Source organism: Streptomyces sp. WAC06614 (assembly GCF_003949795.1).
Lineage (GTDB): Bacteria > Actinomycetota > Actinomycetes > Streptomycetales > Streptomycetaceae > Streptomyces.
Genome location: NZ_RPRY01000030.1, coordinates 25,447 through 39,662 on the forward strand (window position 1 = coordinate 25,447; position 14,216 = coordinate 39,662).

At 71.8% G+C, this 14,216-nt stretch carries 13 protein-coding genes; all 13 read right to left on the minus strand.

Annotated elements, in window-relative coordinates; all coding sequences use genetic code 11:
• Positions 1–45: 45 nt before the first annotated feature.
• Positions 46–1,149, minus strand: coding sequence for a DivIVA domain-containing protein (locus tag EF918_RS06785; protein WP_125642318.1), 1,104 nt, complete (start codon positions 1,147–1,149; stop codon positions 46–48).
• A 49-nt stretch (positions 1,150–1,198) separates the two neighbouring features.
• Positions 1,199–1,495 carry a YggT family protein gene (locus EF918_RS06790; protein ID WP_125642321.1) on the minus strand — a complete coding sequence of 99 codons (297 nt, stop codon included), beginning with the start codon at positions 1,493–1,495 and terminating at the stop codon, positions 1,199–1,201.
• 37 nt (positions 1,496–1,532) lie between these two features.
• Complete coding sequence (locus tag EF918_RS06795) at positions 1,533–2,150, minus strand: cell division protein SepF (RefSeq protein ID WP_125642324.1); 618 nt, start codon at positions 2,148–2,150, stop codon at positions 1,533–1,535.
• A 148-nt stretch (positions 2,151–2,298) separates the two neighbouring features.
• Positions 2,299–3,018, minus strand: a complete 720-nt coding sequence (locus EF918_RS06800) for a YggS family pyridoxal phosphate-dependent enzyme (protein WP_125642327.1) — start codon at positions 3,016–3,018, stop codon at positions 2,299–2,301.
• Complete coding sequence (gene pgeF, locus EF918_RS06805; RefSeq protein ID WP_125642364.1) at positions 3,005–3,733, minus strand: peptidoglycan editing factor PgeF; 729 nt, start codon at positions 3,731–3,733, stop codon at positions 3,005–3,007. Before pgeF ends, EF918_RS06800 begins: the two co-directional genes overlap by 14 nt.
• A 20-nt stretch (positions 3,734–3,753) precedes the next feature.
• Positions 3,754–4,968 (minus strand): cell division protein FtsZ, encoded by a 1,215-nt coding sequence (gene ftsZ / locus EF918_RS06810; protein WP_125642330.1) that lies wholly within the window; start codon positions 4,966–4,968, stop codon positions 3,754–3,756.
• Between the two features lie 279 nt (positions 4,969–5,247).
• Positions 5,248–6,015, minus strand: coding sequence for a cell division protein FtsQ/DivIB (locus EF918_RS06815; RefSeq protein WP_125642333.1), 768 nt, complete (start codon positions 6,013–6,015; stop codon positions 5,248–5,250).
• A 32-nt stretch (positions 6,016–6,047) separates the two neighbouring features.
• Positions 6,048–7,142, minus strand: coding sequence for an undecaprenyldiphospho-muramoylpentapeptide beta-N-acetylglucosaminyltransferase (murG, locus tag EF918_RS06820; protein ID WP_125642336.1), 1,095 nt, complete (start codon positions 7,140–7,142; stop codon positions 6,048–6,050).
• A gap of 6 nt (positions 7,143–7,148) precedes the next feature.
• Positions 7,149–8,510, minus strand: coding sequence for a putative lipid II flippase FtsW (gene ftsW / locus EF918_RS06825; RefSeq protein WP_125642339.1), 1,362 nt, complete (start codon positions 8,508–8,510; stop codon positions 7,149–7,151).
• 67 nt (positions 8,511–8,577) lie between these two features.
• Positions 8,578–10,092, minus strand: a complete 1,515-nt coding sequence (gene murD / locus EF918_RS06830) for a UDP-N-acetylmuramoyl-L-alanine--D-glutamate ligase (protein WP_125642343.1) — start codon at positions 10,090–10,092, stop codon at positions 8,578–8,580.
• A complete protein-coding gene (gene mraY, locus EF918_RS06835; protein ID WP_125642346.1) occupies positions 10,074–11,144 on the minus strand; it encodes a phospho-N-acetylmuramoyl-pentapeptide-transferase in 1,071 nt (356 codons plus the stop codon). The genes murD and mraY overlap by 19 nt, the downstream gene beginning before the upstream one ends.
• Positions 11,141–12,559: a UDP-N-acetylmuramoyl-tripeptide--D-alanyl-D-alanine ligase gene (gene murF, locus EF918_RS06840; RefSeq protein WP_125642349.1), complete on the minus strand. Its 1,419-nt coding sequence runs from the start codon at positions 12,557–12,559 to the stop codon at positions 11,141–11,143. Before murF ends, mraY begins: the two co-directional genes overlap by 4 nt.
• A partial coding sequence (locus tag EF918_RS06845) for a UDP-N-acetylmuramoyl-L-alanyl-D-glutamate--2,6-diaminopimelate ligase (protein ID WP_125642352.1) occupies positions 12,556–14,216 on the minus strand: 1,661 nt, incomplete at its 5' end. The genes murF and EF918_RS06845, both read right to left, overlap by 4 nt.

Sequence of the window (14,216 nt, forward strand, 5' to 3'; positions counted from 1 at the left end):
CCCGCGGGGAACCGGGCCCGGCCCGGAAGGTTCGACCGAGGACGGTCAGTTGTCGTCCTCGTCGATCAGGAAGCCCCGCATCGGCGAGGGCGCCTGCTGCATCGGCTGCGGCGCGGCCGGCCGGACCGGAGCCATCGGCTGGGTCATCGCCGGGGACATCTGCTGCTGACCGCCGTAGGAGGGGCCGCCACCCATGGGGGACGGAGCACCCATCGGGGACGGACCGCCCATGCCGTGGCCCATGGCACCGGCCGGGGCCATCGACGGCGCCGGCGACGGCGGCAGCGAGGCGGTGGCCGGGGTGCGCGGCGGGGCCAGCGAGTCGTCGGCCTGGGTCTCCAGCTGGCGCAGCTGCGACTCCAGGTAGGACTTCAGCCGCGTACGGTACTCACGCTCGAAGCCCCGCAGGTCCTCGACCTTGCGCTCCAGCGTGGCGCGGGCGGACTCCAGGGAGCCCATCGCGACGCGGTGCTTCTCCTGCGCGTCCCGCTCCAGGGCGTCGGCCTTGGCACGGGCGTCCCGCTCCAGGCCCTCGGCGCGCGAGCGGGCCTCGCCGACGATCTTGTTGGCCTCGGAGCGCGCCTCGGCGATCGCCTGGTCGGCGGTCTGCTGGGCGAGGGAGAGGACACGCGCGGCGCTGTCGCCACCGGGACCCTGCTGCGGCATGCCCATGGGCTGGCCCATCGGCTGCATCTGCTGACCCATGGGCTGACCCATCGGCTGGCCCATGGGCTGGCCGAGCTGGTTCTGGCCGCCCATGCTGTGCTGCATGGGGCCGCCCATCGGGCCGGGGCCCTGCGGACCGTGACCACCGGGGCCCGGGGGCAGCTGGGGCGCACCGCCCGGGAGCTGCGGCGGACCCATCTGCGGCTGCTGCGGCGGGCCGGATATGGCGGCCGGCACCGGGGCGCCGGGACCTCGCTGGTCCTGCGGCTCCGGCTTGCGCATACCCTGCTGCTGCTGGTTCTGGGCGGCGGCACGCGTCGCGGCGGCCAGCTTCGCCCGGAGGTCCTCGTTCTCGCGCAGGAGACGCGTCAGTTCGGCCTCGACCTCGTCGAGGAAGGCATCGACCTCGTCCTCGTCATAGCCTTCTCGGAGGCGGACGGTCGTGAACTGCTTGTTCCGCACGTCCTCGGGGGTCAGCGGCATCTCTTCTTCACCTCTACGTAGTCGTCGGCAGTCGGCAAGACCAAATCGTTCACACGCTTCTCGCAGCTGTGCTCACGAGACTGATCAAGATGTAAACGATGATCATCAGAACGAAGAAGGACAGGTCGAGTGCCACGCCCCCGAGACGCAGCGGCGGAATGAACCGCCGCAGAAGCTTCAGCGGTGGATCGGTGACAGTGTAGGTGGCCTCAAGAACGACCACCATCGCCTTCCCGGGTTGCCATGACCGCGCGAACTGGAAGACGTAGTCCATGACCAGTCGGAAGATCAACACGATGAGGAAGCACACCAAAGCGATGTAGACCACCTGCAGTGCGACGCCCATCCCGTGCTTCCCTCTCCCCTTGTCCTCGCGGTCCGGTTCAGCTCTGGTTGAAGAACCCGCCCTCCGCAATGCGGGCCTTGTCCTCCGCCGTGACATCGACGTTAGCAGGAGACAGCAGAAACACCTTCTGTGTCACGCGCTCAATGCTGCCGTGCAGACCGAACACCAGACCGGCCGCGAAGTCGACCAGACGCTTTGCGTCCGTGTCGTCCATCTCGGTCAGGTTCATGATCACCGGAGTGCCCTCACGGAAGTGTTCCCCGATGGTACGGGCCTCGTTGTAGGTCCGGGGGTGAAGCGTCGTGATGCGGTACGGCTCCCGCTCGGACACGACCTTGGGCATGATCACGGGGGCGTTCTTCTCCAGGTTCGGGCGTTCAGGTGTGATGGATGCCACGGGGGCGATTCGGGCGGGACGTCCGCTTTCTACCGACAACGGAACGGGGTCTCGCTGCACCGGGGGCTGTACGACTCGCACCGGTTCGTCCGTTACGGGCGGTTGGTGCACCGGCTGGGGCCGGCGGTCCCGCTCCCGGAGCCGCTCGGGTTCCGGTTCCGGCTCGAACTCGTCATCGGGGTCGTACCCGGGGTTGTCGTACCGGTCGTCCTCCACGAGGCCGAGGTAGACCGCCATCTTGCGCATCGCGCCGGCCATTCTCCGAGTCCTCCGCTCTGGGGTGGATCGCCCTGCCACCAATGTCTCTTGTCACAAAAGTCACCAACTGCCCGCGATCCACGCGGTCCGCCCGCCCGTCAGCGGGAATGACCATATTTTCTGCTGTGGTCCGACTTTCTTCGCGACGTTACCCGAGCCGGGGTCTCGCGCCGAGTACCGCAGTACCGACGCGCACATGTGTCGCACCAGCCATGACCGCCTGTTCCAGGTCGGAGCTCATTCCGGCCGACACCATCGTGGCAGCCGGATGGTCCGCGCGCAGGCGGGATGACAATTCCATCAGCCGCTCGAAGGCGGCCTGTTCGCGTCCCGCGTACGGTCCCGCCAGGGGCGCGACGGTCATCAGGCCGTCGAGGCGCAGTCCGGGAGCGGCCGCGACCCGGTCCGCCAACTCCTCCAGCTGGTCCGGGGCCGCGCCTCCGCGCTCGCCCCGCTCCCCCGACTCCGCGTCGAGCGCGATCTGCACCAGGCAGCCGAGTTCCCGGCCGGCCTTCTCCGCGGCGCCCGAGAGGGCGGTGACCAGCCGGGACCGGTCGACGGACTGCACCACATGCGCATATCCCGCCACGGAACGGACCTTGTTGGTCTGCAACTGACCGACGAAGTGCCAGGTGAGCGGCAGATCCGCGCAGGCCGCGGCCTTCGGGGCGGCGTCCTGGTCGCGATTCTCCGCCACATGACGGACGCCCAGGTCCGCCAGCAGTCGTACGTCGGTCGCGGGATAGGTCTTGGTGACGACGATGAGCGTCACCTCGTCCCGCGCCCGCCCGGCCGCGGCGCACGCCGACGCGATGCGCTCCTCCACCACCGCCAGGTTCGCGGCGAGTTCGGCCTTACGATCCGTCATCACTCGGTTCCAACCAGACATATCCGGCGAGCCGCCCGGTGACCCGGTCACGGCGGTACGAGAAGTGGTCCCGCGACTCCAGTGTGCAGACCGGGGACCAGGAGGCGTCCACCACCCCCAGCTCCGCCAACTGCGCGTGCACCCCGGCGACCACGTCGACGGCGGGAGTGCCCCAGCCGGTCTCGCCGAACGCGGCGGGGACCACCTCGGCGACCGCGGTCCGCATCTCCTCGGGCACCTCGTAGCAGCGGCCGCAGACGGCGGGACCGGTACGGGCGACGATCCGGCCGGGTTCGGCACCGAGCCGGACCATCGCCGCGACGGCGGCGGGCACCACTCCGGCGACCAGCCCGGGCCGGCCGGCGTGGGCGGCGCCCACGACCCCGGCGACCGGGTCGGCCAGCAGGACCGGGACGCAGTCGGCGGTGAGGACCGCGAGGGCCAGCCCCCGGCGGGCGGTGACCACCGCGTCCACGGCGGGGACGTCCTCCCCGCGCGGCCAGGGGCCGTCCACCACGGCCACGTCCCGGCCGTGCACCTGGTTCATCCAGACGACCCGGTCCGGGTCGAGGCCCAGGGAACCGGCGGCCCGCGCCCGGTTCTCGCGTACGGAGGCGGGGTCGTCGCCGACGGCCCCGCCGAGGTTGAGCTCCTCGTACGGAACGGCGCTCACCCCGCCCCACCTGTCGGTGAAGGCGAAGTGCGCGCCGTCCACGATGTGCTGCTGTCCTATCGTCACTTCAAGAAGTCCGGAACATCCAGTTCCTCGGCCGGGCTGTCCTGGTACGGCCGGGCGGTCGGGACCTGCGGGGCACCGGCCGGAACGGTCGGGACCTCGGCGACCGGAGCCGGCTCGGCCGGGGCCGGGGGCTCCTCGCGGGCGGTCACCGAGCCGAGGCCGCCGAACGACGGGCGGACCGGCTCGGGGGCGCGGGCCGGGGCGGGCGGCTCCTCGCGCTTGGTGGAGGCGGCGCCGATGACGTTGTCCCGGCGGGCCGGGGGCTGTCCGCCGTCGAACCCGGCCGCGATGACGGTCACCCGGACCTCGTCGCCGAGCGCGTCGTCGATGACGGCACCGAAGATGATGTTCGCCTCGGGGTGGGCGGCCTCGCTGACCAGCTGGGCGGCCTCGTTGATCTCGAAGAGACCGAGGTCGGAACCGCCGGAGATGGACAGCAGCACGCCGCGGGCGCCGTCGATGGACGCCTCCAGCAGCGGCGAGGAGATCGCCATCTCGGCGGCGGCCACCGCGCGGTCGTCGCCGCGGGCCGAGCCGATGCCCATGAGGGCGGAGCCGGCCTCGGACATCACGGACTTGACGTCGGCGAAGTCGAGGTTGATCAGGCCCGGGGTGGTGATGAGGTCGGTGATGCCCTGGACACCGCTCAGCAGGACCTGGTCGGCCGACTTGAAGGCGTCGAGCACCGAGACCTGGCGGTCCGAGATGGACAGCAGCCGGTCGTTGGGGATGACGATGAGGGTGTCGACCTCTTCGCGGAGCTCGGCGATGCCGTCCTCCGCCTGGTTCGCCCGGCGGCGCCCCTCGAAGGTGAAGGGGCGGGTGACCACGCCGATCGTCAGGGCGCCCAGGGAGCGGGCGATGTTGGCCACGACGGGCGCGCCGCCGGTGCCGGTGCCGCCGCCCTCGCCGGCGGTGACGAAGACCATGTCGGCCCCCTTGAGGACCTCCTCGATCTCCTCGCGGTGGTCCTCTGCCGCCTTGCGACCGACGGCCGGGTTGGCGCCGGCGCCGAGGCCGCGGGTCAGTTCCCGGCCGACGTCGAGCTTGACGTCGGCGTCGCTCATCAACAGCGCCTGGGCGTCCGTGTTGATGGCGATGAACTCGACGCCCTTGAGACCGACCTCGATCATTCGGTTGATGGCATTGACACCACCGCCGCCGACACCGATGACCTTGATGACTGCGAGGTAGTTCTGCGGTGCTGCCACGTCGAAGGCCTCTCGCCTCGATTACGTGTCGTCGCCCCGCGGGCCTGCGGTGCGCCGACTGATGCCGAAATGTGGGACGGTCCGAACGCGCCGACCCGAACCCTCACCCTGAAGTTTAGGGTGAGAGATGTGCCTGTTCCTCGGTACTCTCCGGACAGGACACTAAGTCGACAAGTAGCGCGTGTTCAACGAACACGCCGAACCTCCCGTTTTTCTTTTCACCCTATGTGATCACCCATATCGCTGGCCAACCAGGGTGCGTCGCTGTTCGACCGGACGTCAACTCCCGGACACGGCAGGGGCGCTGGGGGCGCTCACGTCGAAGTGGTCAGCCTTGGGCGCGGCCTTCAGCAGCGCGGTCAGCGCACGGCCCTTCGCCGGCCCGTGCTCGGAGCTGCCCCACACCACGTTCCGCCCGCCGGCCAACTCCAGCACGACCGCGTCGTACGAGGACACCTTGACCCGCAGGGTCTGCCTGGCCACGGCCGCGGGGAGGTCCCCGGCGATCCCGACCGCCTCGTGCAGCAGCCGTTCCTCGTCGAAGCGGCGGGCGCTCGGGGAGTGCTGCGCGGTCAGTTCCAGGACGGGCACGCCCGCGGGGGCCTTTCCGACCGTGTCGAACCGCACGCCCGATGCGTCCACTTCGATGAAGTTCGCGTCCTTCCTGATGAGCAGGACGGGTTTGCGTTCGGTCACTTTCAGACCGATCCCGTGCGGCCAGGCCCGCACCACATCGACCGAATCGATGCGGGGCAGCCGGCCGCGCAGCCGGGCCGCGACCGCCTCGGTGTCCACGGACACCAGCGGCTCGCCCACGGGCACCTCGGCGGCGGCGAGCACCTGGGCGGGGGTGAGGACCTCGGTGCCGCTGGTGGTGACCTTCTCCACCCGCAGCCACCCGGACCCGTACAGGGCCCAAGTAGCGCCGCCGACCAGCAGGACGGCGGCGGCCAGGGACGCCAGCACGGGGCCCCGGCGGAGTTTCCCGCCGGGGCCCTGCGGGCCGGATCTGCTGGACGACTTCGCCGTCGACTTCGCTCCGGCCACTTCGGTGCCTCCTGCGTGCGTGCTTGTCCGGCTCAGCGGGCCCGGTGGGCCGAGATCGCCTCGTACACCATGGCGACGAGCAGGTCGTCGGCGTCGCGGCGGCCGAACTCGGCGGCGGCCCGGGACATCTCGTACAGGCGGTGCCGGTCGGCGAGCACCGGGAGGACCTGGCTCTGCACCCACTCGGGGGTCAGCTCCGCGTCGTCCACGAGCAGACCGCCGCCAGCCTTGACCACCGGCTGGGCGTTCAGCCGCTGTTCGCCGTTGCCGATCGGCAGCGGGACGTACGCGGCGGGCAGCCCGACGGCGGAGAGCTCGGCCACGGTCATGGCCCCCGCACGGCACAGCATCATGTCGGCGGCGGCGTAGGCCAGATCCATCCGGTCCAGGTACGGTACCGGGACGTACGGCGGCATCCCGGGCATGTTGTCGACACGCGGGACCTCGTTCTTCGGGCCGACCGCGTGCAGGATCTGGATCCCGGAGCGCTGGAGGGTCGGCGCGATGGTCTGGATGACCTCGTTGAGCCGGCGCGCGCCCTGCGAACCGCCCGACACCAGCAGGGTCGGCAGGTTCGGGTCGAGGCCGAAGGCCGCGCGGGCCTCGGGCCGGGCCGCGGCGCGGTCCAGGGTGGCGATGGAGCGGCGCAGCGGGATGCCGATGTAGCGGGCGTTCCGCAGCTTGCTCTCGGGCGTGGAGACGGCCACGGCGTCCGCGTAGCGGGAGCCGATCTTGTTGGCCAGGCCGGGCCTGGCGTTGGCCTCGTGGACCACGATCGGCACCCCGAGCCGCTTGGCGGCCAGGTAGCCGGGCAGGGCCACGTAGCCACCGAAGCCGACCACGCAGTCGGCCTTGGTGCGCTCCAGGATCTGCTCCGCGGCCTTGATCGTGCCGCGCAGCCGTCCGGGGACGGTGATCAGCTCGGGGGTGGGCTTACGGGGCAGCGGCACGGCCGGGATCAGCCCCAGCTCGTAGCCCCGCTCCGGGACCAGACGCGTTTCCAGCCCGCGCTCCGTGCCGAGGGCGGTGATGCCCACGGACGGGTCGTGCCTGCGCAGGGCGTCCGCGAGGGCGAGCGCCGGCTCGATGTGGCCGGCGGTCCCCCCACCGGCGAGTACGACATGCACCGAAATTCACCGCTCTCCGGACGGACGCCTCGTGACGCGCCGTCTCATCGACTTCCATCTCAGGCTCGCCCGCTTCCAGCCGAACTTCGGCCGGCGCATCGCGAGCGCCGCGCGCGCGGCCGGCTCCTCCCGCGCGAAGGCGATGAGCAGTCCGACCGCGAACATGGTCGGCAGCAGGGCGGAACCACCGTAGGAGAACAGCGGGAGGGGGACTCCGGCGATCGGCAGCAGACCGAGCACCGCACCGATGTTGATCACGGCCTGCGCCGTGATCCAGGTGGTCACGCCTCCCGCGGCATACCTGACGAAGGGATCCTCCGTGCGTCCGGCCACGCGGATACCCGCATAGCCTAGAGCCGCGAACAGGGCGAGTACCGACAGCGTCCCCGCCAGTCCCAGTTCCTCCCCGGTGATGGCGAAGATGAAGTCGGTATGGGCTTCGGGTAGTTGCCCCCATTTTTCCACACTCGCACCCAGACCGGAACCGAACCATCCGCCGGAGGCCAGGGCATAGATGCCGTGGACGGCCTGCCAGCACATGTCGCCTTTGCCCGGATCGGTGGCGCCCAGGCAGGCGAGCCGTTCCATGCGGTGCGGGCTGGTCCTGATGAGCACGGCCACGATCACACCCGCGAACGCGAGGACGGCGACGAACATCCGGGTCGGAGCCCCGGCCAGCCAGAACAGGCCGAACAGGATGGCGCCCAGGATCATCGCCGTGCCCATGTCCCCGCCGAGCATGATGAGCCCGAGCAGCAGGAAGGCCACCGGGACCAGCGGCACCAGCAGGTGCTTCCACTGGCTCAGCAGGCCCTTGTCGCCCTTGCGGGCCAGCAGGTCGGCGCCCCACAGGATCAGCGCCAGCTTGCCGAACTCGCTGGGCTGGAGCATGAACGGGCCGCCCAGCGAGATCCAGTTCTGGTTGCCGTTGATCGACTTCCCTATCCCGGGGACCTGCACCAGGATCATCAGGAACAGGGTCGCGGCCAGCACCGGGTACGACAGCGCGCGGTGCAGCTTCACCGGCATCCGGGAGGCGACCAGCAGCAGTCCGGTGCCCAGCAGGGCGGCGACGAACTGCTTCTTGAAGAAGTAGGCGTCGCCCAGCCCCAGCTGGAGCGCCTTGATCATGGACGCCGAGTACACCATCACCAGCCCGAGCACGGTGATGAGCAGGGCGCTGCCGAAAATCAGGTAATACGCCGTGAGCGGCCGGTCCCAGGCCCGGCGCAACTTGCGCCGGGTACGCCGGAACTGCTCCACGGGCCCGCGGCCGACGGGCCCGTTCGGCCGCGGTACGGGACGCCGACGGCCCTGCGGCCGCACCCCGGACGGCCGCCGCCCGGACAGGACTTGCTTGGCCGGCATCTGTGTCTTCCCCTCCACTCCTGCGAGCAGCCGGTCAGACAGGGCCCCTGCCCTGGACCCGGGCGACCTAGGCGCTCTCCGCGGCCAGTTGGCGCACCGCGTCGGCGAACGCGTCTCCGCGCTCGTTGTAGTTCGCGAACATGTCCATCGAGGCACAGGCAGGCGCCAGCAGGACCGTGTCGCCGGGCTCGGCGAGGCGGGCCGCTTCCCGGACCGCTGCGAGCATCGCCCCAGTGTCGGTCCGGTCGAGGTCCACGACCGGGACCTCGGGCGCGTGTCGCGCCAGCGCGTCCCGGATCAGCGCCCGGTCGGCGCCGATCAGGACCGCACCGCGCAGCCGCTTCGCGGCGCCCTGGACCAGCTCGTCGAAGGTCGCGCCCTTGGCCAGGCCGCCGGCGATCCACACCACCGGCTCGTAGGCGGCCAGCGAGGCCGCGGTGGCGTGGGTGTTGGTCGCCTTGGAGTCGTCGATGTACGTGACCCCGCCGACCTCGGCGACGTGCGCGATCCGGTGCGCGTCGGGCCGGAAGGCCCGCAGGCCGTCGCGGACCGCACGGGCCTCCACGCCGAAGGCGCGGGCCAGGGCGGCGGCGGCCAGGGCGTTGGCGATGTTGTGCGGGGCGGGCGGGTCCACGTCCTCGACGTGCGCCAGCTCCTGTGCGTTCTTCTGCCGGTCCGCCACGAAGGCCCGGTCGACGAGGATCCCGTCGACGACGCCCAGCATGGACGGGCCGGGGGCGCCGAGGGTGAAACCGATGGCCCGGCAGCCCTCGACCACGTCGGCCTCCTCCACCAGGCGCTCGGTGGCGGCGTCCGCGACGTTGTAGACGCAGGCGACCGTGTTGCCCTCGTAGATACGGCCCTTGTCGGCGGCGTACGCCTCCATCGAGCCGTGCCAGTCGAGGTGGTCGGGGGCCAGGTTCAGCACCGCGGCGGAGTGCGCGCGGACGCTGGGCGCCCAGTGCAGCTGGTAGCTGGACAGCTCCACGGCGAGGACGTCGTACTCCTCGGCGCCGAGGACCACGTCCACGATCGGGGTGCCGATGTTGCCGACGGCGGCGGTGCGCAGGCCCGCGGCCCGCAGGATCGACGCCAGCATCTGGGTGGTGGTCGTCTTGCCGTTGGTGCCCGTGACGGCCAGCCACGCGGCGGGGGCGGCCGGCGGTACGTCGGAGCCGGCGGCCTGGGCACGGCGCAGGGCGCCCAGCTCGCGCAGCCGCCAGGCGATCTCGACGTCGCCGACCACGTCCACGCCGGCCTTCGCGGCGGCGAGGAACAGGGGGCTCTCCGGCTTCCAGCCGGGCGAGGTCACGACCAGCTCGGTGCCGTCCGGCAGGACGTCCCCGGCGCGGGAGCCGTCGGCCAGGTGGCCGAGGCGGGTCTCGATGCCCTGCTCGGCCAGCTCGGCGGCGCGCGCCCGGTGGGCGTCGCCGTCGCCGTTGTCGACCACGGTGACGGCCGCGCCGAGGCCGGCCAGGGCGCGGGCGGCGCTGAGGCCGCTCACGCCGAGGCCGGCGACGGTGATCCGCTGCGGCAGTCCGTACCGTGCGAGCACGTCGGTGGTCACTTGTCGGCCGCCCATCCGGCGTAGAAGAGGCCCAGACCCACGATCACGCACATGCCCTGGATGATCCAGAAACGGACCACGACCAGGACCTCGGACCAGCCCTTGAGCTCGAAGTGGTGCTGGAGGGGAGCCATCCGGAAGACCCGCTTACCGGTGAGCCGGAAGGAGCCGACCTGGATGATCACGGACATCGTGATGAGGACGAAGAGGCCGCCCAGCAGCGCGAGCAGCAGCTCGGTGCGGGAGCAGATGGCCAGGCCGGCGAGGGCGCCGCCGAGGGCGAGCGAGCCGGTGTCACCCATGAAGATCTTGGCGGGCGAGGTGTTCCACCACAGGAAGCCGAAGCAGGCACCCATCAGGGCGGAGGCCACGACCGCGAGGTCGAGCGGGTCACGCACCTCGAAACAGGCCGCCGGGTTGGTCAGCGTGGCCGCGTTGGCGCAGGACTCCTGGAACTGCCAGACGCCGATGAACGTGTAGGCGCCGAAGACCATCACGGAGGCGCCGGTGGCCAGACCGTCGAGGCCGTCGGTCAGGTTCACTCCGTTGGACATGGCCAGGATCATGAACAGCGCCCAGACCACGAACAGCACCGGCCCGATGGACCAGCCGAAGTCGGAGACCCAGGACAGCTTGGTGGACGCCGGGGTCAGCCCGCGGGAGTCCTTGAACTGCAGCGCCAGCACGGCGAAGGCGATGCCGACGATGAGCTGGCCGGCCATCTTCGCCTTCGCCCGCAGGCCCAGCGAACGCTGCTTGACGATCTTGATGTAGTCGTCGAGGAAGCCGACCAGGCCCATGCCCGCCATCAGGAACAGCACGAGCAGACCGGAGAACGACGGCTCGCTGCCGGTGAGCACCTTCGTCAGGGCGTACGCGGCGAGCGTCGCCAGGATGAAGGAGATGCCGCCCATGGTGGGCGTGCCCTTCTTGCCCAGGTGGCCGCGCGGGCCGTCGTCCCGGATGAACTGGCCGTAGCCCTTGCGGGCCAGCAGCTTGATCAGCAGCGGGGTGCCGATGATCGTCAGGAACATACCGATGACACCCGCGAACAGGATCTGCCTCATCGGCCGGCGACCTCGCCTTCGAGCAGCGCCTGCGCGACCCGCTCCAGACCGGCGGACCTGGATGCCTTCACCAGCACGACGTCTCCCGGGCGCAGTTCACTGCGCAACAGGTCGACCGCCGCCTGCGCGTCGGACACGAGCACCGACTCCTCACCCCACGAACCCTCGTTATATGCGCCCAGTTGCAGCCAGGACGCTTCCCTGCCCCCGACTGCCACGAGCTTGCTCACGTTGAGCCGGACGACAAGTCGTCCGACCGCGTCGTGCTCGGCGAGCGAGTCGTCCCCGAGCTCGGCCATGGGACCGAGCACCGCCCACGTACGTCCCCCGTTCGCCTGGGCGGCGCCGCCCATGGCGGCCAGCGCGCGCAGTGCGGCCCGCATGGACTCGGGGTTCGCGTTGTAGGCGTCGTTGACGACCGTCACGCCGTCGGCCCGCTCGGTGACCTCCATCCGCCAACGGGACAGCGTGCCCGCCGCGGAGAGCGCGGTGGCGATCTCGTCGACGGACATGCCCAGCACGTGGGCGACGGCGGCCGCGGCGAGCGCGTTCGACACGTGGTGCTCACCGTACAGCCGCAAGGTCACGTCGCTGCACCCGGTGGGTGTGTGCAGTGTGAAGGAAGGCCGTCCCTGGGCCGTCATCCGGACGTCGGTGGCCCGTACGTCGGCGTCCTCGGCCTCGCCGAACAGCACCGTACGGGCCTTGGTCCGGGCGGACATGGCGCGTACCAGCAGGTCGTCGGCGTTGAGGACGGCGACGCCGCCGTCGGCCTCGGCCGGCAGGGCCTCGACCAGCTCGCCCTTGGCCTGGGCGATGGCCTCGCGGCCGCCGAACTCGCCGATGTGGGCGGTGCCGACGTTGAGCACCAGGCCGATCCGGGGCGGGGTGAGCCCGGTGAGGTAGCGGATGTGGCCGATGCCGCGGGCGCCCATCTCCAGCACCAGGTGCCGGGTGTCCTCGGTGGCGCGCAGCGTCGTGATCGGCAGGCCGATCTCGTTGTTGAGGTTCCCCGGCGTCCACACGGTGGGCGCGTGGTGCTGGAGGACCTGGGCGATGAGGTCCTTGGTGGAGGTCTTGCCGGCCGAACCGGTCAGGGCCACCACGTCGGTGCCGATCCGGGCGACGACGGCGCCGGCCAGCGCGCCGAGCGCGCTGACCACGTCGTCGACGACGACGGCGGGCACGCCGACGGGACGGCTCGCCAGGACGGCGACCGCGCCGGCGGCGACCGCGGCGGCGGCGTAGTCGTGACCGTCGACCTGCTCGCCGACGAAGGCGGCGAACAGGCTGCCGTCCTCCACCTGGCGGGAGTCGTACACGACGGGGCCGGTGACCTGGGCGGCCGGATCCGGTATGTCGTGGAGCTGCCCGCCGGTGATGTCGGCGATCTCGGCGAGGGAGAGGGGGATCACGGGGTGGTCTCCTCGGCCTGTCGGGCGTGGGTTCGGTCGGCGTGCCGCTGGGCGGCCTCGATGGCGGCGCGCAGCACGGCGCGGTCGTCGAAGGGGCGGACGACGCCCGCGGTCTCCTGGCCCTGCTCGTGGCCCTTGCCGGCGACGAGCACGGTGTCGCCGGGCTCGGCCCGGGCCACGGCGGCGGCGACGGCCGCGGCACGGTCGGCGTCCACCAGGACGGTCCCCCGCTCGGCGGGGGGCACGGAGACGGCGCCTTCGAACATGGCGGCGAGGATCGCCAGGGGGTCCTCGGAGCGCGGGTTGTCGGAGGTCAGGACGGCGGTGTCGGCGTACCGGGCGGCGGCGGCGCCCATCGGGCCGCGCTTGGTGGTGTCGCGGTCGCCGCCGCAGCCGAGCACGATGTGCAGCTTGCCGGTGGTGACCTCGCGCAGGGCCCGCAGCACGGAGACGACGGCGTCGGTCTTGTGCGCGTAGTCGACGACGGCCAGGTAGGGCTGTCCCGCGTCGACCCGCTCCAGCCGGCCGGGCACGCCCGGGACGGCGGCGACGCCGTCGGCGGCGGTCTGCGGGTCCAGGCCGGCGGTGGCCAGGGTGACGATGGCGGCGACGGTGTTGGCGACGTTGAACGGGCCGGGCAGCGGGGCCTTGGCCCGGACGCGCTGCCCGTCGGGCCCGACCAGGGTCAGGGTGGAGTCCAGGTGGCCGGTGACGACGTCCTCGGCGCGCCAGTCGGCGGCCGGGTCACCGGTGGCGGAGAAGGTGACGACCGGGACGGAGGACTCCTTGGCGAGCCGGCGGCCGTACTCGTCGTCGACGTTGACCACGCCCACCCGGGCCCGCTCCGGCGTGAACAGCCGGGCCTTGGCCTGGAAGTAGTCCTCCATGTCGGAGTGGAACTCCATGTGTTCCGGGCTGAGGTTGTTGAAGACGGCGACGTCGAAGACGCAGCCGTCGACCCGGCCGAGCACCAGGGCGTGGCTGGAGACCTCCATGGCCACGGCCTCCACGCCGCGCTCGCGCATGACGGCGAACAGCGCCTGGAGGTCGGTGGCCTCGGGGGTGGTCCGCTCGGACTTGATGCGCTCGTCGCCGATGCGCATCTCGACGGTGCCGACGAGTCCGGTCGCGCGGCCGGCGCCGCGCAGGCCGCCCTCGACGAGGTAGGCGGTGGTGGTCTTGCCGGAGGTGCCCGTGATGCCGATCTGGACCAGCGCCTCACCCGGGCGGCCGTAGATCTCGGCGGCGAGCTCCCCCATCCGGCCGCGCGGGTCGGCGACGGTCAGCACCGGCAGGCCCGTGGCGGCGGCGCGGTCGGCGCCCGCCGGGTCGGTCAGCACCGCCGCGGCGCCGCGCTGTGCGGCCTGGGCGGCGAACTCGGCGCCGTGCACTCGGGCGCCGGGCAGGGCCGCGTACAGGTCGCCGGGGCGGACCGCACGGGAGTCGTGCGTGATGCCGGTGATCGTCGCGTCGGCCGTCGGCGCCTGGCCGCCCAGCCGGGCGGCGAGCGCGCCGAGCGGGGTCGGGCGCGGGCTCTGGGGCCGCGGCGCGCCCGGCGGCGTTGCCGGGGCGTCGTTCTGGGTCGTTCTGGGCTGATCAGCGTGGGGCACGGCGGTGAGCGTACCGGGCGTGGCGGCGCTGTCGCGAAGTGAGGGGG